The following is a 21,693-nucleotide window of genomic DNA, read 5'->3' as shown; positions in this document are numbered from 1 at the left end:
TTATCCTGTTAATCCTGTCGAAAAAACCTTATCAGGCAACGAAAGCCGTTTTTTACGCATCTTTAGGTTGACTATTCCCCTCACTGTCATGCCTATGCGTCAATTACTCCAGTCCCTCGTTGTCCTTTCGCTGTTGTCCCTAGCTTCCGAAAGCCGTGCCGACGATCTCGATGAGTTCATTAAGAAGCAAATGCAAAAACGGCACGTACCCGGTCTGTCCATCGCCATCATCCAGGACGGCAAGATCGTGAAAGCGAAAGGGTACGGCACCATTGACAAGAACAGTACTACACCCATCACAGCATCTACCCTGTTTCAGGCCGGTTCCATTAGTAAGTCGGTGGCGGCTGCCGGGGCTTTGTACCTGACCGAAAAAGGCAAGTTGGCGCTCGATGAGGATGTAAACGTCAAATTAAAGACCTGGAAAGTCCCGGAGAATGAACTCACGAAGGATAAGAAAGTGACCCTGCGGGGATTACTCAGCCACACAACGGGGCTAACCGTACACGGTTTCCCTGGTTACGAGGTAGGCAAACCCATTCCATCAGTGGTACAGATTCTCGATGGCTCCCCTCCTGCCAACACACCTGCGGTTCGGGCGGATTTTGTACCGGGTACCCGCTGGCGTTATTCGGGTGGTGGCTACACAGTCATGCAGCAACTCATGCTCGACGTGACAGGCAAACCCTTCCCAGAGTTTATGCAGGAAACGGTATTGGGGCCGATGAACATGAACGAGAGCACCTACCAGCAACCTCTTCCGGCCGATAAAGCCAAACTCACGGCGACGGGCCATTACGGCGACCGGAGTCTCGTAAAAGGACGCTGGCATATTTACCCCGAAATGGCAGCCGCCGGACTGTGGACAACATCTTCCGATCTGGCCCGATTTGCCATGGGCATTCAAAATGCGTTCGCGGGGAAAGCCGGGTCTGTATTGTCGAAGGAAATGACCCAGCAGATGCTGACCGACCAAAAGGACAAGGATGGCTTGGGCATTTTTCTGGAGGGAGACGGCCCAACGATGCGTTTCGGACACAACGGGCGGGATGAAGGGTTCGATGCCTTGCTCACGGCTGGCGCTGAAACAGGTCAGGGTGTAGCGATCATGATCAATGCCAACGACAACTCCCGGATGATGGGGCATATTGTAGATGAAGTTGCCAGGCAATACCATTGGGCGGGTTATAAGTCATCGTCGCCCGCCAAACGCATAGCGGTTCCTGTCACGGCAAAAACCCTCACGGCTTATGAAGGACGCTACGAACTTTACAACAACCGGATGATCACCTTTATAGCCACCAAAGATCGGCTGTTTACGCTGACCGATGGGTTTGATGATGAAGAATTCGTGCCCGAAACAGCAACGCGTTTTGTCTCAGCGGATCGGGATGCGTACGTCACATTCAGCCCTAACGCCAGGGGTGAGGTGACCGAATTAGTGTGGAAAAATGGCACAGAAGAACGAAAAATACCACGTATTGGGCCACTCTTCAACGCGCCAAAATCGGCACCAGATCCCGACCCCGCGCGTACAAAAAAAATCGAAGTTGCGTTGATGGCACTGGCCAAAGGGGGTAAAGCGGTGGAAGAAGCGCCGGGCATTACGCCGGGTGCCCGAAAGGACTTCATGCAGGGTGCCGGTGTACTCTCTGACCTCAAATCCATGACATTTATCAGCACTGAGGATGTGAAAGGGCGTGGTATTGAACGGCACGCGGGCAAGGTGGATCAGATTTTGAACTACAAAATCACGACTAATAACACGCCCCATTACGTGATCGTCCACCTGACTTCCGATGGCTTAGTCACAGACTATGACGTAGTGGAGAAGTAGCGGTTTGGCAGGTTCAACCGTCTACAACAATTGGAACAAACGAGCCATTCTTGTGGTGTCAGATGCTTACATCTGACACAGCGAGGTTTCTTAAAACCTCATCCGTAGTTCTTGACAAGGTTTTAAGAAACCTCGCTGTGTCGGTTTTGAGAAACCGACACCACGTCATGCCGTTTTATAAAAAGACTAATGCGTCAATGGAGAAGCCAGTAAACGGATGTCAGCATCGGATGACGGAGATTTTCGATAATATTCGAAAACTCTATCAATTCGCGACGCCCTGTCCTGAACTGGCTGAGTATATTGAGTTTTTCTCAGAATCATCGGCAGAGGAAACTTATCAATATGCGGGCGATAATCGGTTTGCCATCAAGATGTTTCCGAGTTGGACACCCACCTGCTACATAAATTTAGGGCAACCCTATCAGCTATCTGTTGGTACAACCCAATACCAGATTCAACAGAGTACGGACGTGCTCATTTTACGAAACAACATCGTTGAGCGGCATAATTTACCAACGGACCACATTCTCACCATCAAGTTTTTTCCGGGCGGACTGGAAGCGATCTTAGGTATAAATCAGGCTCAATTTTCTGATCAGGTGGTGAAATTAGAGAACGTTTTGCCTGCAACCCTGATTCAGCGGTTAAAGCATCTGCCTGATTTTGGCGAGCGTGTCGAGTTGCTCCAGAATTTCTTCTTAAGCCAATACAAAAAGAAGAATGCCAGCGCTTATTATATCGATGTCGTACAGAAAGCCATTGGCATCTACAGTGCTAACAATCCTGACTTTACGAGCAGCCAACTGGCAAACGAGCTGTATACGACCAACAAAACGATATACCGCTATTTTACGAGAGTGATTGGCACCACACCAAAACAATACTTCTCGACGGTTCGGGCCAGAGCGGCCTTATCGGCCTACGTCACTAATAAAAAACTCTTCTCACCCTATGACTATGGCTATTACGATATGAGCCATTTTTATAAAGACGTTATCCGATTCACTGGAAAGAAATTAATCGAAAGCGTTGGCTGAAGATGTCCAGTTTTTACTAAAATTCAGCTTAGCCCCGCTTTAGTTTTGCCGAAAATTAGTTCATAATCAGTATGAATACAGCTTCGACACGAACCTACTTACTTTTGATTTTCCTGCTCTCCGTAGTTTATGCCCAGGGCCAGCCGGGCGTTGTTCGTACCCTTGAGCCCTGTGCCTGTCCAGTTCAGATAGACAGCAGTTTCCACACGCGTTGCGCTTATTTGATCGTGCCCGAAAACAGGAAAAAGAAGAATGGAAAAACGATAAAGCTTCCCTTTATTCTGGTAGAAAGCAAAAATCCCAACAAGAAGAAAGATCCACTTTTGTTCACGGCGGGCGGACCGGGTGGCAGTTCGCTAGGTTGGGCAAGGGGAGCTTCTGGAAGCCCTCTCATCAAGGACCGGGATTGCATTGCGTTCGAACAAAGAGGTACTCATTATGCCGTCCCCAACCTGTGGAGCGAAGAACTGGATGATGCTATTAGAGAGTCGTACCGCAAAAATCTGAATAAAGACAGCATGGCGGTTGTGGGGGTCAAGCGCTACAAAAAAGCCCTGGAAGCAAAGGGAATTGACCTGTCCGGCTACAATACCGACGAAACAGTAGCGGACATTCACGACCTATTGGCCACTTTACGGGTTGATTCGGTTAATCTGTTAGGAGGGTCGTACAGTGGGGGGCTTATGCTAGCCGTTCTTCAGAAAGACCCTACCCGGATCAGATCGTTAGTGCTGGATTCGCCCCTCCCGACGTTCGTTCCCATTGACGAAGATGAACCCGCCAACTTCAACGAATCGCTGAACATCCTGTTCAATCACGTTGAAAAAGACTCAACAAACAAAGCGGTTTACGGCAACCTACAAGAGAAATTCCAGCGCTATTTCTCTTCCATTAATGGCAAAATATTTACCACTCCCTATCTGGAAAAAGGCACTACCGACACGCTACGAATTCAATACACCCGACGCGAGTTATTGGGCATCCTCGTTAACACGCAAATGAAGCACATCCCCTACGTAATTACCGACATGATCAAGGGGAATCATTATAGCTACATCAAACAAACGCTGGATGCTATTTTCGAACACAACACTGCCCCGTCAGGCATGCGAATCTCGGTGTACTGCGCTGACCAAACTGCCTATCACAGCGAAAAAGTACTTCAGCAACTCTATGAAACATACCCCTATTTGAAGGGCTATCACATTAATGATGTCTATAAAGAATTATGTGATTGCTGGAAGGTGCCACCCATAAAACCGGAAACCAAACAGCCTTTCTACTCCAGCAAACCGGCCTTGTTAGCAGATGGCGAAATGGACAACGCCTGTCGGCCAATTTATATCGATCGGATTCACCACTACATGCCTAACAGTCAACGACTGCTGTTTACCAATAAAGCACATATGGTTGGCGGAGAAGATATGACCCGCTTCATGCAATCGTTCCTCAATAATCCGTATCGGAAACTAGAGTCTACGAAGAAAGAGATTATTGCTTATTAGCTTGTAGTGTTTTCGCTTGGCTACGCCGAGTGAGGACTATTTCTTTAACGGCCTCTGGCCGGAGAATAGCAAAGTCTATATTAAAAACGGGCCAGAGGCCCTTGAAGAGATAGTCCTCGCTCGGCGTAGCCAAGCGAAAACGTCAGCTGTTTGTATAGAAAATAAAATACAAAAAAATCTCACTGAATGGCGGTTGGAGATTATTGAATATTAAAAGCGTCATTAATGCAATGAGCCGTGCCACAGTTACAACTGTAGCACGGCTCATTGCATTAATGACGCTCCTATTGATTAAACTGGATGCTGTTCAACTGAATGATGTTATCGTTGGGTTTGTCGCGCTTCATCACGATCACATACACATCATGTTTCCCCGTGAACGCCTTATCGAAGGTGCCCGTCACCTTATTCGTGGTTTTCCAGTCGCCGGTAGCTTTGTAGGGTGCTCGACTAACGACGGGACCGGCGTACGAATCCAGCCGAACTTCAATATCGCCATCTTTATTGAGCGACGAATAATCGTACGTCAGCGATTTGATGGTGGTCATGTCAATCCCTTTCAGGAGGACATACGCTTTGTGACTACCCGCATTTAAGCGATTTCCAAACCTTGGGAAGCCCACATACGCATCGGCGTTTATCGTTTTCACGTTCGCACTTCGCAGCGTAACTACTTCGCTACTCGTAAGTGGTCCTACAACCTTTCCGCCCGGCGTGGATGCGCCTTTATCGGTATAGGAAGCCATGAGTGTATACTGACCTCGGGTATCTTCTGGTTTATGCTCGTTTAGTGCGAGGCTACCCTGCAACGGTGCCACTTTCTGCTTACGGGCGTCGGTCAGCGAGAAAATGTACTTCACCATTTCCTGCGCGTCCTGTGGCGGAATCTGTGGGTGCGCACTCATGAGGTGGTCTTTGCTCCAGTTGCCGCCCCCGCCTTCGATGATCTTTTTCGCCAGCTTGTCCACACTTCCGGCCTGCCCTTTATAGCGGTCGGCCACGGCCAGAAACGTTGGCCCAACAGATGGTTTATCAATCGTATGACAGGCTTTACAGTCGCTGCTTGCCATGAGCATCTTTCCAATCGACCCGTTTCCGATAGAGGCCAGGTCCTGATGCCCTTGTTGCACCACCGCAGGTGAGGCAGTTCGGGGTTGAGCGCTGTATTCGGAATACACCTTGATCCGCTTGGGATCAACTTTCCCATCTTCTTTGTCCGTCACGTTTACCGTGTACGTAAACGGCTTATTTTCCCAGAAAAACGATTTGTTATCAGGCGTCTCAATGACAACTTCCGGTTTGGCATTACCAACCTTCACCACGATCGTATCTGTACCGACTAAACCTTTCTGATCCGTTGCTCTCAGAATGGCATTATATACACCAGGCTGCGTGTATGTGTAGGTCGCCATCGGGCGCTGGGCGCCAACCGTTTTACCATCAAATAGCCATTCATAGGTAATGGCATCGTCATCGTCAAGATCAGTACCGCGCCCACTGAATTTCACACGCAGCGGAGCGGGCCCGGCAGCTTCGTGCTGCACAGGCGCATTTTGTCCATCGGAGGTTAGATACGAGCGTGAGTTATGGATCGCCATCGCCACCGAATCAACCACATTGGCCTTAACCGTTGGTGGACGATTGCCAGTATTGTATTCAATTTTCACTAAACGGGCATCGTCGTTATCGGCTCCATAGACCGAGCCGTATTCCAGCATATACATGACGCCATCTTTACTGAAAGCCAGATCGATAGGTCGCCGAAAATCGCCGTTTGCAGCCATAAATGGCTCATTCCGACTATAGTTATCGTCCTTATCGACCCGAACGGCCAGCACCCAGTTGCGCATCCAGTCGAAGACGAACAAGGCACCATCGTAGTATTCCGGGAATTTTGTTTTGGAGGACGAATTCTTGTCGTAGGTATAAAACGCACCCGCCATGGCACTACGTCCACCCTGCGCCAATTCGGGAAACTCTTTAGAGGCCGCGTATGGATACCAGATCATCGCCGAATTAGTGGGAGGCAGGTTCTTCAGGCCCGTATTGTTGACCGAGTTATTGACTGGTGCTTTCGGGTCAAATTTGGGTCCGAGTGCATTGGTTGCAAAGTCAAGCTTTGGGTATGGCTGACTGTTGCCGATAAACAATGGCCAGCCATAATTACCCGGTTTTTTGGCCTGATTGAACTCATCATATCCTCTTGGCCCAATCGTACTATCCTTCCCGGCATCCGGGCCAATTTCGCCCCAGTACAATACCGATGATTTAGGATTTACGGCAATCCTATACGGGTTGCGCAAACCCATCGTGTAAATCTCTGGCCGTGTTTGAGCCGTGCCTTTCGGGAATAAGTTGCCGTCGGGAATGGTGTATGTTCCGTCGGCCTGGGGGTGAATTCGTAAGACTTTACCGCGCAGATCGTTGGTATTGGCCGCTGTACGTTGCGCATCGAGTGTCAGATGATCAGGGCGCTCATCAATGGGTGAGTAGCCATTCGATGGGAAGGGGTTGGTATTGTCGCCCGTCGAGAGGAACAGATTGCCTTCTTTATCCCAGGCCAGCGACCCGCCGTGGTGAGCGCTGGCTTCAAATTCGCCCGGTAGTTTGAGCAGTACTTTTTCGGAAGTCAGATCGAGCGAATTATCGGCCTTGACCACAAAGCGCGACAGATGGTAAGTCGGGTCTTTGTCGGTATTGGGCGAGTAATACACATACAGCCAGTGATTTGTCGAAAACTTCGGATCGAGCGTAATGCCCTGTACACCAAAGCCCTGCTTGGTAGTTACCGCAAACCGATGGATTACTTTGTAGGTATTTGTTCGGTTGTTATACACCCACAAATTGCCGCTCCGCTCGGTGAAGAATACCCGACCATCGTCGGCAACGGCCAGTTCCATTGGCTCGTTCAGGTCATTGACCAATACGGTTTTCACAAAACGGTTTTCTTCGGGCATTACCACGGCATGTGCTTTACTGTAGTCCAGCGCCTTACCAGTTCCCATCACCCAGTTCAGCGCGCCCAGCAGGTGTTGTACAAACAGCGGCTCACTGAAACTGGAATCTTCGTGCCCTCCGCCGGTATAATACGCTCGCCCGCCATCGAATTCGTGATACCAGGCAATGGGGTGATTGCTTCCATTAATCCCCCCTTCGTAGGTACTCTCGTCCAGACTGGCCAATACGTGCAAGTCGGAATAGAGTGAACGGTAGTTGTACCATTCATCGGTTCGCTCCCAATGATCGGGCAGCATGCTGGTCGACGAGTGGTTCTTGTCCGTTACGTCAACCGTTGCTTTACGAACATTGGATTGACTGGGGTGACTGGCAAAATAGCCACCCGCGAGTTTGTTGTACCAGGGCCAGTCATATTCGGTATCGGCAGCCGCGTGAATACCCAGATAGCCGCCACCGGCCTGAATGTACCGCTCAAAAGCAGCCTGTTGGACCTGGTTCAATACGTTCCCTGTGGTACTAAGCCAGACGACGGCCTGGTAATTCCGGAGGCTATCGTCGTTAAAATAAGCCGCATTTTTGGTGGTATCAACCCTGAAATTATTCTCTCGTCCGAGTTTCTGGAAGGCGGCAATACCAAACGGAATGGAGGTATGTTTCCAGCCTTTTGTCTTTGAAAAAACCAGAATCCGGGGGGGATTGGCACGCTTCGGAGCAGTTGGTGCGGGGGCAGTGCCGATAACTGACTCAGATACAGTGGTCGTCATTCCGGTATGAGTAGCATTTTTCTGGGTGTTCATACACGCGTATAGGGCTATAGTAGCCCCGGCGACTCCCAGCAAGTGACGAACATGCCTAGTAGAGGTTGGTAACCAAATCATAAGTAACGAAAAGTTGAAGGCTGTTTAGGAGTACGAAAATTGATTTTCGATCGTCAATTTGCGCAGTTGCTTAATAAGTTCTAACCGCGAATAAACTACCCGATCAGGTGCGTGCGGGAGTTACCTAAACCACTCATTTTTTAGTGAGACCACTGAACTGCGCTGGTTGGCCATTTCCAGGTAGTTGACCGTTTGATAAAGCCTGAGTCAGGATGCGTAAGGCAATGAGGCAGAACGTGAAAATATCTCAAATGATAGTTATTTTTGGGGCTTTCAGCTTGATAAGCATACATAATCCGTAGTGTACAACTTTAACCTAGTCCTTATTTCAATGAATCGATTTTTACGTTATTCCCTGTTCTTAACAACCCTCTCCTCTCCTATTTTTGCCCAGCAAGCCTATGATGTCGAGGCTGGGAAACCCGCTCAATTGAATGGCATTGACTATGGTTTCGAGATCCGCAATGAACGTCAAATGGAAATTAGCGGGGAGAACTTCATGCGTTACGAAGTTGCGATTTACGCCACCAACCGGAGCAACTGCACCAAATTGATGTTTCCGAAACCAACCTTTTTAAGTGGCGATGAACCCAATCAACTGGCGGTATTCGATTGCCTGAATGCCACCGGAAAACGATTGACCTCAAAAAGCGGTACAGTCGTAGCCCGACCGTTCACGGTGCCTTATCAGCAACGGATAAAAAATTCGGAAGGGAAAGAGGTAACCAGCACCACCAATGTGCAGGCCGGTTTTATGCTCCGAAATGGCGAAACAGTAAGCAATACGTTTATTGCCATTGTCCCCAAGGGCGAACGCCCGGTTATGAAAGTTCGGATTAAAGACATCCCGGATTTATAAGATCACGATTTTTATGAACACAGAGTGGTGCGCCATTGCGACACGGAGAACACAGAGTATAAAATAAATTAAAAACTCTGTATTCTCCGTGTCGCAATGGCGTACCACTCTGTGGTTAATAAACCTTATTTACGCCAATTCAACCTGTGCCTTCACTGCCTGACTGATCACGAATTGCCGGGCTTCGTCGTACTCATCTGCTGTGCGCAGATGTTCCAGTAATAGGGGCACTTCCTGCGGTAAGGACGTCACGTTTCGGATGTAGGTAACGTAATCCAGGCTTCCTCGTCCCGGCATGGTCTCCATAAAATGGCCATCTTTCGGAGCAATATCTTTCGCATGGACCGACACAATCCAACGCCCCAATTTCTGAAAGGTTTCGTTCATTAAGGCTGTGTTGTTGTAGTACCGCGCCGGACTATTGATGATGTTCGCCATATCGACGTGAGCCCCAAAGGCCGGCCGATCAATGGCTTTGATAAATTTCAGATACGAGTCTGGACCGTCGGGCAAACTCCAGCCCATCATTTCGAGCGCGAATTTGGCCCGTTTGGGTTTTACGGCATCAATTACCTTTCGGCAATTCTCGACCGTCGCATCAAAATAGTCTTTCGTCAGGTCACGGGCATCGGGTCCATCCCAGCGAGTAGGGTTATAAGAGCCCGCAATATTGACACAGGTTCTTGCTCCAACGGCTTCGGCTAAGGCCAGCCTTTCAGTAACGTACTCCAGATTTTTACGGCGTTTTTCAGCATCCTGATCCAGCATATTGACCCAGGCCCCAACTTCGGCCAGAATCACATTCTGCCCCGCAAACGCTTTCTGGATGGCCTCAATCTTCGTGGTGTCTTTCAACTCAACCGCAGGAACATAAGCTGAGCTGTATTGCAACCGCCGATGCTCACGCGCCAGCTCGTCGGGGTCCTGACTTTTCAGAAAAATTGGCCCTCCCAATCGCAATGGCTTTTGGGCTGTTTGTGATGCCGGGAAATGTGGATTTACGATTGAACTACCAGCCAGAATGGCCGACGATTGCAGAAAATTACGGCGCGAAATGTGTTTCATAAGGTTGTAGATAGGGAGTTACGTTTGCTGACTAGCCAATTAAGTGCTTTTTAAGGGTTGCGTTTACCCCCCAGCCCCCTGAAGGGGGAGTACTACTAAGTGGACATTCTCCCCCTTCAGGGGGCTGGGGGGTAAACGCACTCAGAACTTAACAACACTGTGGTTGTATAGGTAAGTTATTTTTTGCCGCTTCCTAACCACAAAAGAGCGTCGATCAGAAATTTATTCTGCGTTTCATTTGAGAAAGTAAACGACAATTCTTTGTTCGTTTTGTTCTCATAATCAATGTCATTGTGGCCCATGTTCGAATAGATCATATTGTATTTCCTGTTTGTCCAGACAACTGGGTAATAACCGCTATGCCAGATCTCATGCGGTTTGGGGCCCGTACCCAGTGGAAAGCTGGCTGAGTCGATGGCCATGAGAATGTCAATATCTGGATTCTTTGTTAAATCATTCGTCCAGCGGTACCATTCATTCGGAGCCGTTTTGAAGGTTTTGGGCAAGTGCTTCGTGGCAGGGTGTTTCCGATCTTCAACGCGCAGTATAGCCGATGTAGGCCGCCAGGTATTGCTTTTGTAGGAACCCGCACCTATAAACTCGTTGTGATACCAATCCCAGTTTTGTGGGTATTTGGAAGGTGTCAGGGCAAATCCGGCGAAGTGAAAACCCATCCACCCGCCCCCATTTTTCATGTACTTTTCGAAGGCTTCCCGTTGGGCAGGCTCCTCGGGCCGGGTATCGAAAAACAGTACGACCTGATAATTCGACAGGAATTCGGTGTTCAGGTTATTCCAGTTATCGGTTGAATCATAACTGAAATTGTATTTTGCAGCCGCCTTCGGAAACCACCGGTTAGCCTCATGCACGTAGCTAATATGCGCTTTATCGTTCTGAGCGGTGTAAAAGGCAATGACTTTGAATTTTGGCTTCTTCGTTTGCGCGTGAAGCGTGCCTGCCATACAAAGCAGGAAAACGACAAGTAGTTGGATCGTTCTTTTATTGAGTAGAGACATTGGATGGCTAGTAAATCCTGCTTGCTAAAGCTAGAAAACGAAAGGACATACTACCGCACTCTATTCCATCTTCAACACCCGTCCCACTTCTTTATGGTACAACCGCCCAATGGGCAACTCCTGTCCAGCCACATCGACCTGAGTAGGTGTGTAGGCCGTTATCTTATCTACGGCCACAACAAACGAGCGGTGAATGCGTAGAAAACCAGCTTCGGGAAGCATATCTTCCAGTGAACTAATACTCTGTTTGACCACCAAGGGCTTAGCCGAGGTCGTGATAATTTTGACGTAATCTTTCAGGCTCTCTACGTATAGAATATCGCGGATAAATACCTTTACCATTTTGCGATCGGCCCGAAAGTACAGAAACGTATTCTCCGACGGCGCTACCGTTTGTTTCTCAATAGAATGAACAGGCAAGGCTTCGGTTTGCCCAACGTTGAGTAAACTCGTTTCAACCCGCATTACCTTGGAAACTGCCCGCAGGAATCGCTCGAACGAAATAGGCTTGAGTAAATAGTCGACCACATCCAGGTCGAAACCGTCCAGGGCATAATCGCGGTAGGCAGTCGTAAAAATGATTTTGGGTGGCTGGCGAAGACTACGAACGAAATCGGTACCCAGCAGTTTTGGCATTTTAATGTCCAGAAACATCAGGTCAACGGGTGTGGTTTGCAACACGCCAAACGCCTGAATGGCGTTGTGACATTTGCTCACGATTTCCAGACCATCGATCATGTTGATGTGCGACTCAATGACAGCCAATGCAGGTGGTTCATCATCAACGAGCAGACAACGTATTGGGGCCATAGTGGTACTAGATCAGGTTGTTTCGGCGAGTTGGTTGACCGGTTGAAAATCCGCGATTAGTGTCGGCCCTAATTCCAGCGATAACGTAACCATAAACGTTTCCTCTTCGGCCACAATTCGTAACTCATGACGGTTAGGATATAGTAGTTTCAATCGTTTTTGCACGTTCTGCAAACCGATACCACCGCTGTGCACACCCTCCTCCAACGTTGACTCCCGGCTGTTTATGACTTTAAATTTCAGCTGGTTTCCCTGAACCGACAGATCGATGTGCATCCAGGCCTGCTCAACCTGTTCACTGGTGCCGTGTTTAAAGGCATTTTCCAGGAATGGAATCAGTAGCAACGGTGCAATTAGTTTATGCTGGTAATCGCCAGAAATAGTCACCGACATATCCAGCCGATCGCCATAGCGAAGCTGCTCCAGCCCAATATAGTTACGCATAAACGCAATCTCTTTCTGTAGCGGCACTTCCGACGCATTGCATTCGTATAACATGTAACTCAGCAATTCCGACAACTTCAGCACCACGGCTGGCGACTGATCGGATTTGTGGAGTGTGAGCGCATAGAGGTTATTCAGCGTATTGAACAGAAAATGCGGGTGCACCTGCGATTTAAGCAGTTGTAATTCGGCCTGTAATTTCTCCCGGTCTATTTGCTCGTAAGCCTGTTGCTTCAGATACCAGATTTTTACCAGTTTAATAGCGGCTGCAAACCCACCAATGGTCGTTGCTCCTCGCATACCCGCCATCATGGCAAAAAAGAACGTATTGCCTGAATACCGCCCATGCAAGGCCATGCGCACAGGATAAACAATGAATTTGGCTAATACCGCCGAAAGAAAGGCCGTGGCAATTATTAACCCAACAATGCTAATGAATGCCAAGATATATCGGTTGGTAAGCAGATAACGCGGGATTACCCAGTACAGCAGAGCATAGGTCAGGAACATATGGGCTGGCATAAACAGCACCGAATCAATACCCGAAATGAAGAAGCCTTTCAGAAGCGCTAACGGCCAGGCGACGCCTTCGTGGATCAGGTAATTAGCGGGCAAAAAACCGTAGGTGAGCGTAAAGAACAACGCCCATGCCAACCAGAATAAACCATGCCGTGCCAGCCGTTGGCGCGGTTGATTGGAGAAGACAAATTCCTGGGTCAAACGTTGCATAAGTCAGCCAGTTAGCTAATCGAAGATAGACAAACGGAGTGGTTTTGCCTACAGCCGAATCCATTTATCGACAGACGACGAACTACCGTCGCCGAACAACGAAATGTAGCGCCAAACGACGTTAGCAGACCAGATCATGCCGTATAGTACCCAGCCGTGGTCACCGGGCGAAATTCTGAGCGGGCAATTAGCCGTGTGTTTACTTTTGGGTCAGTTAATAACTAAACGTAAACACACAAACACCATGAACACTAGCTCACAACTCCGCCTGGCCTTTATGGCCCTCGTATTCACTACTAGTTCATTTGCCGCACAGGCACAAACAACAAAAGAGCAACCCGTTGCTAAAGATGGATTCTGGGTGGTTGAAACCGCCCCAAAAAGCGACCAAAGCATCGTTCGATTTTATACGAATGAGCAAAAACTGATTTACGAAGAAACCGTAGCCCGCAAACTGAACCTGGCTCGCCGACAAACCAAACAGCAATTAAACGTAGCGCTTGACCAGGCAATGTTTGTCTGGAACGCCACCCACAAAGTCCCAACCGACCGCCAGTGGGTATCCGTGCAGTTTGAAAAGAAATAGGTTCGGACTGGTTCTGAGATTCTAAATTTATTGTCCACAGAGGCACAGAGGACACAGAATAAAGGGAGATACTCTATAACTCAGTGTTCTCTGTGCCTCTGTGGACAATAAATTTTTAAGGGTAAATTATACCGAGAAGTCGCTTTATCTGGTATACTAAAAACCCTCATCTCTATGCAGGCTAACAGACGCAAATTCATAAAAAGCTTATCGGCAGCTTCAGCGCTCGTTGCCAGCGAGGGGCTTGCCAAACCATTCGGTTTTCCAGCCTACATTCCGAATTTAATAAAGGTAAGTCCCAACGACAAAATCCGCTTTGCGACGATTGGCATGGGCATTCAGGGCAATTACGATACCATGGCTGCCCTTCGGAATCCAGATGTCGAACTCGTTGCCGCAGCTGATTTGTACACGGGTCGGCTTGAGCACGCAAAAACGGCTTTTGGTAAAGACAAAGACCTCTTTACAACCCGCGATTACCGCGAAATCCTGACTCGCCCGGATATCGACGCTGTGCTGGTTGTTACCCCCGATCACTGGCACGATCATATTACCATTGCAGCGCTCAAAGCAGGTAAACATGTGTATTGCGAGAAACCGATGGTACAGCACCTGAACGAAGGTAAAGCCGTTATCGACGCCTGGAAAAAATCGGGCAAAACTATGCAGGTAGGCAGTCAGCGCATCAGTAGTGCTGCCTTTCAGGAAGCGAAACGACTGGTTGAAGCGGGTGATATTGGCGCAATCAATTACATTGAATCCAACAACGACCGTTTCAACGCCATTGGTGCCTGGAACTACTCCGTCCCACCCGATGCCTCGCCACAAACCGTAGACTGGGACCGGTTTCTAGGTGATGCGCCCAAGCGCCCCTTCGATGCGAATCGGTTTTTCCGCTGGCGCAACTACCGCGACTACGGCACGGGTGTCGCGGGCGATTTGTTTATTCACCTCATTACGGGTGTCCACTTTGTCACGAATACTCTGGGACCAACGCGAATTTTCTCGTCAGGTAACCTTGCCTACTGGAAAGAAGGTCGTGATGTGCCCGATGTGATGACGAGCCTAATGGATTACCCGAAAACCGACAAACATGAGGCCTTCCAGATGGTGTTGCGAGTCAATTTTGCCAACGCCGGTAAGATCAGCAACGTAACGCGTATTATTGGCAACGAGGGCCAGATCGAGTTTTCGGAAGATAACCTCATTATGACCAAAAAGAAACTGCCCATTGCACCAGGTTACGGCAACTACGACAGCTTCTTTACCTTTACAGAACCGGTTCAGCAGGAATTTGTGAAACAGTACGATGCCAAATACCCACCCGAAACCCGTAAGGCAGAACCGGTAAAAGAAGTCAAATTCGAAGCACCGAAAGATGACGATGCACACGCCAAGCATTTCGGCAACTTCTTCGAAAACGTCCGCAAAGGTAGTCAGGGCACCGTTGAAGATCCTGTATTCGGGTTCCGGGCAGCCGCTCCCGTACTGGCGTCTAACGAAAGCTACTTCGAGCAAAAGGTAGTGTATTGGGACCCCGTTACCATGACGCAGCAAAATCCAACGGCTCCGTCGGCAACCCATAAGAAAAAATCGGCCACCGCTTCGGCAAAGGCAGTGGCGAAGAAATAATCATAGTTGCCAGAGATGAGTTAAACCCCCATTGGACTGATCTGCATCAAGCAGGCAATCTGATGGGGGTTTGCATATCCACAAAACCAAATGATCGTTTGGTATAGTATATATCTCATCAGTTGCCCAACTCAGGCTGGAGCGGTTAAAAGTCCATTTTCTAGCTAAAAGGCATATTTTTTGTCATTCCGACCTCAGGAGGAATCTCGAGTTCCTGATTAATCAAGCTTGAGATTCCTCCTGAGGTCGGAATGACAAACCACTCACTTGCATAAATTCGATCAGTTACTTCATCAAAGGTCATGGGAGCTTCTATATCAACCAAAACAAACTCCATCCCTACTCACACTCCAAACCCAATTCGCTTGCTATTATGGGGGGCACTACTCGCACTAGTCCTTTGGGTTGCAGTGGATTTGTATGTGCCCAGAAAGAACAGCCTGCGTGAATTCAACCCAAACGAAGTAGCCCGACTGGAAACAGCCATGTGGCGGTCCTACTATCAGAAGAAACCGGTGCTTCTGTTTTGGCAATTGGCGGGTGGACTACGGCAGCAATTTCATGCACCTTTCTGGCGGTCGTTCATATTAGGTTTTCAAGCGTCTAAAGCAGCTTTCGATTTTAAGAAAGGAAAATCAAGAATGGAGTACCAGAAAACCTTACCCGATCTGATTTCGTATTATGAATCCATTCAGGCACTTAGCACCGAACAATTTAATGTACCGAACGTAGCCAAACTGGAGCTGGAGTGGTGGATTGTTCACCGCCAGCGCGAGCGTTATAGCTATTCAGATTTAGCGAACGCTTTAGTCCAAACGTCGGCTGCTCTGTATAATCAACCTCCCGCATCCTTTGGTACATACGGGCGTTTACGAGCCGACGCCATGCGCTTATGCGATGATGTACGACAGAAACCAGGCGGAGCTACCGAAGCCGATTGGCAGCACATTGAAGATGAGTTAAATCAGGCCTGGAGTTCCTTCCATCAGGCCGTTCAACGAGGTCGATAAGGCTTTTTACCTGTGCTTAAGTCCTGGAAATTGTACGCAATTGCTGCATAGCAACCCGCAACTGTTGCCGAACCGTTTCAACGGGCAGGCCTAACGAAGCAGCGGCCTCTTCGGGCGTGCAATTCTTAAAAAGAATAGCATCAAGCAATGCTTTCAACTGAGGATCAACGGAATCCGTATGGTTATCTATTGACGACGTCGAGGTAGTTTTTTGCCAGACCGGGCTTACTACTTTTCCGGTTTCAGCGAGTTGCAACACAGCGGCCTTAACCTGTTGTCGTTCTTTAAGCGCATCTAAAGCCGTAGTTCGTGCAATTTGTAACAGCCACAGAAACAATGGCTGTTTATCTGGCCGGAACTGATCCAGTTGCAAACGGATACGCCTAAAGGTTGTTTCGAGCAGGACAACTGCTTCCGTTTTGTCAGTAATTATTTTCGTGATAACGCCCAACAATATGGCGGCATATTGATCATACAATTTAGAAAAAGCCAGTTGGTTGTTAGCCTTCAGGTTGCTTACTAATTCCAGTTCCAGAAACGAAGCAGGCGGGCGATTCATGATACAACTACAATAAGAATACACACATAGTCAGCAGGTTAGCAAACACAAACTCGCCAAGACATCTAATCCATAACAAAATGTTAGCCTTGAGGTTTAATTATTTTTTTACCGGTACAGTAGGCACATCTGCTGACATTGAGTGTACTAAAGAATATGACGCTGGCATCGGGTTCATTCGTACCTTTGAGAACGAATTCAATCAGATCTATGAAATATCAAAAGCACGTTTTCATCTGTAACAATCAGAAAGCCGCGCCAAAAAAATCCTGTGGTGAAGCACACGGCAACGAACTAGTCGACGCCTTCAAAGCAGCGCTTGCTGAGCGGGGCCTGTTAAAAGAAATGCGGGCGCAACGAACGGGTTGCCTCGATGCCTGTGCCTTCGGTCCCACCCTGGTCGTTTACCCAGAAGGCACGTATTACGGTAATGTACAACTGTCAGACGTTGCCGAAATCGTTGATAGTCACCTCGTGAATAATCAGCCCGTTGAGCGACTGAAATTGGATTTTTAGTGATTACGGTAGCTGGGTATTTGGTTTACGGTATTTGGTATTCGGTGGGCTGGCACCAGCAATCTTCCGCGTCAGCCACCGAATACCATAAACCAAATACAGTAAACCCATCCCCATGTATAAACACCTCTTTTTTGACCTTGACCACACCTTATGGGACTTTGATCGAAACTCGGCGGAATGCATTGCCGAACTCTTCGATACGTTCCGGCTGGCGGATGCAGGGATTCCGTCGGCGGAGGAGTTCAGCCGTCACTTCATTGCCATCAATCATCAGCTCTGGGCCGATTACGACAAGAATCTGATCGAGCATGGATATATTCGGCAACATCGTTTCCCGATGGTATACCAAGCACTGGGTATCGACGAATCAGCCGTTCAGGCCGATCTTAACGCCGAGTACCTGAAACTACTCCCTCACAAAACTCATCTGCTGGAGTCTGCACGGGAAATCCTGGATTACCTGAACGGGCGCTACACCATGCACATCATCACGAATGGCTTTGCTGATATTCAGGCCACGAAGATGAGTAGCTCAGAGATTGCCCATTATTTTACGCATGTGGTTACCAGCGAAACCGCCAGTGCAAAAAAACCAGACCCGCTGGTGTTTCAGTACGCTATGGACATTAGCGGCACGACGGCTGGTGAGAGTTTGATGATCGGCGACAATTACGAAGCGGATATTCTGGGTGCCAAGAGCGTTGGCTTAGACACCGTATTTTATAATCCACAAGGCAAAGTCGTTGACGACAAGCCTACGTACGATATCAAACACTGGAAGGAACTACTGGCAATTTTGTAGACTAATCCTAAATTTACTATGAATGGGTTTGTTTTTGCTTCGTCAATCAGTCGATCCGCTTTTGCAGGGGTCATCCTGTTATCCCAATTTTCGTCTCTCTTGTACGCACAGCCAGTACACGTCGTCGATGTGTGTGTGTATGGAGGCACGTCAGCAGGCGTGATTGCGGCTTATTCGGCCAAAAAAGCGGGTAAGTCGGTTGTGCTGATTGAACCGGGTCTTCATCTCGGCGGTATGTCATCGGGTGGTTTGGGAGCAACCGATATTGGCAACAAGCAGGCAATCACGGGTTTGTCCAGAGATTTTTATCGGCGCGTGGGTCGGCATTATGGCAAGCCGGAACAGTGGACATTTGAACCGCACGTTGCCGAAACAATTTTCAAGCAGTACCTACAGGAAGCTGGCGTTGCCCCTTTATATGCCTACAGAATCACATCTGCCGAAGTCATAGCGAACAAGATAAAGCGGATTAAACTCGAACGGGTTCTGGCACAGTGGTATACAAAAGACCAGCAATCGAACAGTGTACCTAGTCCTGAAACGCAAACGATTGAGGCTAAACAATTTATTGACTGCTCTTACGAAGGCGATCTGATGGCCAGAGCAGGCGTAGCCTATACGGTTGGGCGGGAAGCGTCCAGCCAGTATAATGAACCCCTCAACGGCGTGCAGTTCCGGGACAAGCACCAGTTTCCCGATGGCGTAGATCCCTACAACCAGCCCGGCAAGCCCGAAAGTGGAATAGTGTGGGGCATTGGCCCGGCCTCACTGGCACCCAACGGCACTGCCGACCGAACGGTACAAGCCTACAACTTCCGCCTGTGCCTGACCGACGACCCGGCCAATCGCATTCCGATTACCCGTCCGGATGGATACGATTCCACCAAATACGAATTACTGCTACGGCAAATCGCCCAAAAGATACCGAAGGAGTTGACCTGGAATCTGATGCACTTTGTGATGATGCCCAATCATAAAACCGACATCAACAACTGCGGTGGCTTTTCAACGGATATGATCGGGGCCAATTACGACTACCCCGACGCTGACTACGCCCGACGTGACCAGATCATTCGGGAGCACGAACAGTATACCAAAGGGCTCTTTTACTTCATCGGGCACGATCCGCGTATGCCGAAGCACCTGCGGGACGAAATGCTTCAGTGGGGTTATCCCAAAGATGAATACCAGGACAACAATAACTTTTCGCCCCAGCTATACATCCGCGAAGGTCGGCGGCTCATCGGCGAATACGTAATGACCCAGGCCAATTGCGAGGGTAAAGTCGTTGTACCGGATGCGGTTGGTATGGCGGCTTACACGATGGACTCGCACAATTGCCAGCGATTCATTGTGAACGACCGCAATGGCATACCGATGGTTCGGAACGAGGGCGATGTGCAGGTCGGTGGGTTTCCGCCTTATCCCGTTAGTTTCCGGGCCATTATTCCGAAGAAAGGCAGTGTACAAAACCTGTTGGTACCGGTTTGCTTATCGGCCAGTCATATTGCGTATGGCTCTATCCGAATGGAACCCGTTTTTATGGTACTGGCGCAGTCGGCCGCGCAGGCTTCCTGCCTGGCCATTGATGACAAGAAAGCCATACAGGATATCGACGTTCCCAAACTTCAACGGCTCATTCAGGCACAAAGCCAGCAATTAACCAAGTAAATCGTATGGAACTAAACTCATCAACCGCCATCGTTTCCGGAGGTGCTTCTGGCCTGGGCGAAGCCACCACCCGAATGCTGGTAGCCAACGGGGCCAATGTTGTTATTCTGGACCTGAACGACGAGCGAGGCAATGCACTTGCCGAAGAACTAGGGGCAACCGTTCGCTTTGCCAAGACGAACGTTACCGATGAAGCCGATGTACAAACAGCCGTCAATATGGCCATTGGCACGTTTGGCCGTTTGGACATTAACATCAATTGCGCGGGCGTTGCCGAAGCGCGCAAAACAGTTGGCAAAGTTGATGGGGTGTATGGCGCGCACTCGCTGGCGGCTTTCCAAAAAGTCATTTCCATTAACCTCATCGGAACCTTCAACGTTATTCGGCTGGCGGCACTAGCCATGGAACACAATACCCCTACTAGTGAAGGTGAGCGGGGTGTTATTATCAACACGGCTTCCGTAGCCGCTTACGACGGCCAAATCGGCCAGGCGGCTTATGCAGCCTCAAAGGGAGGTATCGTGGGCATGACGCTACCCATCGCCCGCGATTTAGCCCGGTCTGGAATCCGGGTCATGACCATTGCCCCCGGTCTGTTTGAGACACCCTTACTAGCTGCCCTTCCCGAAGAAGCCCGACTATCATTAGGGCAGCAGGTACCGTTCCCTTCGCGACTTGGACGTCCATCGGAATACGCCATGCTGGCTAAAAGTATCCTCGAAAATCCGATGCTAAACGGCGAAGTGATCCGACTCGATGGCGCTATTCGGATGGCTCCGAAGTAACGACGTCTACAAATGGCTTCATAAATGCCATAAAAAAGCGACCTACGGAATCCGTAGGTCGCTCTAAAAAACGTCTTGTTTAGCTTACTGTGCCGAAACCAGTTCTATATCGAACCGCAGTGGTGCATAGGCAGGAATTACTTGATAACCCGTAGATCCATACCCTATTTTCGAAGGGAAAACGATCGTTGCCTTTTCACCCACTTTAAGTTTAGCTAACCCCTCTGCAAATCCAGGAACAAACTGACTGGCTACCGCCGAATAGGTTCCTGTACCGGTGCTGTCAAAAGCCGACGTTGCTCTCAGCAACTGACCTCTGTACTTAATGGTAAGCGTTTGCGTAGGCGTTGTAGGAGCCCCAGTCGAGTTAGCCAGCGTTTTTATAAACCGTAATCCACTCGGCGTTACCTCCGTTGGCGTCAGTTTATTTGCTGTTAGATATTCGTCAATCTGTTGATCTTCAGTCCGGGTCCGTTTCAGTTTCATATCCAACCGAACAGGTGCATTGGCAGGAATTATACCATTACCAGCTCCTGTTCGGCCAAAGGCATAAACGGATGGCAACAAAATGACTGATTGATCGCCCTCACTCATTTTCAGTATGCCTTCTGTTAAGCCCGGCGTATTTGCAACAAGGTAAACATAGCTAGACTTGGTTGCATAGGTCGAATCAACAAACGTATCGATCACGGCGTTAGCACTATTCCGAGTCAGAACTGATAGTTTATAACTAAACTCCGCTTCCTGACCATACGCTGGCGTTACGCCAGAGCCACTGGGTTTACTCAGCGCGTAATAGACCCCGGTAGACGAAATAGACCCCGTCAGGCCTTTAGCCGCAGCATAAGAAAGAATATCGGCTTTATTGGTTTCCAGAATTTGATCGTCGGTAAGACCAACATCTTCTTTTTGGCAAGAGGACAACCCACCGACTAGCAGGAGGCTGAACATGAATACAGGTAGATTACGCATGAAAATAGAGAACTAA

At 48.9% G+C, this 21,693-nt stretch carries 18 protein-coding genes; 11 read left to right on the top strand and 7 right to left on the bottom strand.

Annotated features, from left to right (window positions below; all coding sequences use genetic code 11):
• The first annotated feature begins 94 nt into the window (after positions 1-94).
• From EXU85_RS05455 to EXU85_RS05445, 3 genes are all read left to right on the top strand, one after another.
• Entirely contained in the window at positions 95-1,837 is a 1,743-nt protein-coding gene (locus EXU85_RS05455) for a serine hydrolase (protein ID WP_168207745.1), read from the top strand.
• Positions 1,838-2,034: 197 nt separating this feature from the next.
• Positions 2,035-2,877, top strand: a complete 843-nt coding sequence (locus tag EXU85_RS05450) for a helix-turn-helix domain-containing protein (protein WP_246859438.1) — start codon at positions 2,035-2,037, stop codon at positions 2,875-2,877.
• 71 nt (positions 2,878-2,948) lie between these two features.
• Positions 2,949-4,382: an alpha/beta fold hydrolase gene (locus tag EXU85_RS05445; protein WP_142771097.1), complete on the top strand. Its 1,434-nt coding sequence runs from the start codon at positions 2,949-2,951 to the stop codon at positions 4,380-4,382.
• A gap of 284 nt (positions 4,383-4,666) precedes the next feature.
• Here the strand turns inward: EXU85_RS05445 and EXU85_RS05440 are convergent, their stop codons facing one another.
• On the bottom strand, positions 4,667-8,137 hold the full coding sequence (locus EXU85_RS05440; protein ID WP_246859437.1) for a ThuA domain-containing protein: 3,471 nt from the start codon (positions 8,135-8,137) through the stop codon (positions 4,667-4,669).
• A gap of 412 nt (positions 8,138-8,549) precedes the next feature.
• On the opposite strand from EXU85_RS05440, the gene EXU85_RS05435 reads away from it, so the two are divergent.
• The gene (locus tag EXU85_RS05435; protein ID WP_142771095.1) at positions 8,550-9,077 is read left to right on the top strand and encodes an ABC transporter permease; all 528 of its coding nucleotides are present in this window, start codon (positions 8,550-8,552) and stop codon (positions 9,075-9,077) included.
• A gap of 129 nt (positions 9,078-9,206) precedes the next feature.
• Here EXU85_RS05435 and EXU85_RS05430 read toward each other — a convergent pair whose 3' ends face one another.
• The 4 genes from EXU85_RS05430 to EXU85_RS05415 all read right to left on the bottom strand — a co-directional run bounded on the left by EXU85_RS05430 (position 9,207) and on the right by EXU85_RS05415 (position 13,141).
• The gene (locus EXU85_RS05430) at positions 9,207-10,142 is read right to left on the bottom strand and encodes a sugar phosphate isomerase/epimerase (protein WP_142771094.1); all 936 of its coding nucleotides are present in this window, start codon (positions 10,140-10,142) and stop codon (positions 9,207-9,209) included.
• A gap of 176 nt (positions 10,143-10,318) precedes the next feature.
• Positions 10,319-11,158, bottom strand: coding sequence for a ThuA domain-containing protein (locus tag EXU85_RS05425; protein ID WP_142771093.1), 840 nt, complete (start codon positions 11,156-11,158; stop codon positions 10,319-10,321).
• Between the two features lie 60 nt (positions 11,159-11,218).
• Positions 11,219-11,968, bottom strand: coding sequence for a LytTR family DNA-binding domain-containing protein (locus EXU85_RS05420; RefSeq protein WP_142771092.1), 750 nt, complete (start codon positions 11,966-11,968; stop codon positions 11,219-11,221).
• A gap of 12 nt (positions 11,969-11,980) precedes the next feature.
• The gene (locus EXU85_RS05415) at positions 11,981-13,141 is read right to left on the bottom strand and encodes a sensor histidine kinase (RefSeq protein WP_142771091.1); all 1,161 of its coding nucleotides are present in this window, start codon (positions 13,139-13,141) and stop codon (positions 11,981-11,983) included.
• Between the two features lie 244 nt (positions 13,142-13,385).
• Here EXU85_RS05415 and EXU85_RS05410 point away from each other — a divergent pair, with 244 nt between their 5' ends.
• From EXU85_RS05410 to EXU85_RS05400, 3 genes are all read left to right on the top strand, one after another.
• Positions 13,386-13,727, top strand: a complete 342-nt coding sequence (locus EXU85_RS05410; protein WP_142771090.1) for a hypothetical protein — start codon at positions 13,386-13,388, stop codon at positions 13,725-13,727.
• 174 nt (positions 13,728-13,901) lie between these two features.
• Positions 13,902-15,359 (top strand): Gfo/Idh/MocA family protein, encoded by a 1,458-nt coding sequence (locus EXU85_RS05405; protein ID WP_142771089.1) that lies wholly within the window; start codon positions 13,902-13,904, stop codon positions 15,357-15,359.
• A gap of 302 nt (positions 15,360-15,661) precedes the next feature.
• Complete coding sequence (locus EXU85_RS05400) at positions 15,662-16,369, top strand: hypothetical protein (RefSeq protein ID WP_142771088.1); 708 nt, start codon at positions 15,662-15,664, stop codon at positions 16,367-16,369.
• A gap of 16 nt (positions 16,370-16,385) precedes the next feature.
• Here EXU85_RS05400 and EXU85_RS05395 read toward each other — a convergent pair whose 3' ends face one another.
• Complete coding sequence (locus tag EXU85_RS05395; RefSeq protein ID WP_142771087.1) at positions 16,386-16,928, bottom strand: RNA polymerase sigma factor; 543 nt, start codon at positions 16,926-16,928, stop codon at positions 16,386-16,388.
• Between the two features lie 210 nt (positions 16,929-17,138).
• On the opposite strand from EXU85_RS05395, the gene EXU85_RS05390 reads away from it, so the two are divergent.
• The 4 genes from EXU85_RS05390 (at position 17,139) to EXU85_RS05375 (ending at position 20,705) form a co-directional block, all read left to right on the top strand.
• On the top strand, positions 17,139-17,444 hold the full coding sequence (locus EXU85_RS05390) for a ferredoxin (RefSeq protein WP_142771086.1): 306 nt from the start codon (positions 17,139-17,141) through the stop codon (positions 17,442-17,444).
• A 115-nt stretch (positions 17,445-17,559) separates the two neighbouring features.
• On the top strand, positions 17,560-18,249 hold the full coding sequence (locus EXU85_RS05385) for a YjjG family noncanonical pyrimidine nucleotidase (protein ID WP_142771085.1): 690 nt from the start codon (positions 17,560-17,562) through the stop codon (positions 18,247-18,249).
• Positions 18,250-18,267: 18 nt separating this feature from the next.
• Positions 18,268-19,920 carry an FAD-dependent oxidoreductase gene (locus tag EXU85_RS05380; protein WP_142771084.1) on the top strand — a complete coding sequence of 551 codons (1,653 nt, stop codon included), beginning with the start codon at positions 18,268-18,270 and terminating at the stop codon, positions 19,918-19,920.
• A 5-nt stretch (positions 19,921-19,925) separates the two neighbouring features.
• Positions 19,926-20,705 carry a 3-hydroxyacyl-CoA dehydrogenase gene (locus EXU85_RS05375; protein WP_142771083.1) on the top strand — a complete coding sequence of 260 codons (780 nt, stop codon included), beginning with the start codon at positions 19,926-19,928 and terminating at the stop codon, positions 20,703-20,705.
• An 84-nt stretch (positions 20,706-20,789) separates the two neighbouring features.
• Here EXU85_RS05375 and EXU85_RS05370 read toward each other — a convergent pair whose 3' ends face one another.
• Positions 20,790-21,677, bottom strand: a complete 888-nt coding sequence (locus tag EXU85_RS05370) for an FKBP-type peptidyl-prolyl cis-trans isomerase (protein ID WP_142771082.1) — start codon at positions 21,675-21,677, stop codon at positions 20,790-20,792.
• Positions 21,678-21,693: the final 16 nt, after the last annotated feature.

This window comes from Spirosoma sp. KCTC 42546, from assembly GCF_006965485.1.
Lineage (GTDB): Bacteria > Bacteroidota > Bacteroidia > Cytophagales > Spirosomataceae > Spirosoma.
Note: the sequence above shows the minus strand (reverse complement) of the source record. Positions and strands in the feature narration are given on the sequence as shown.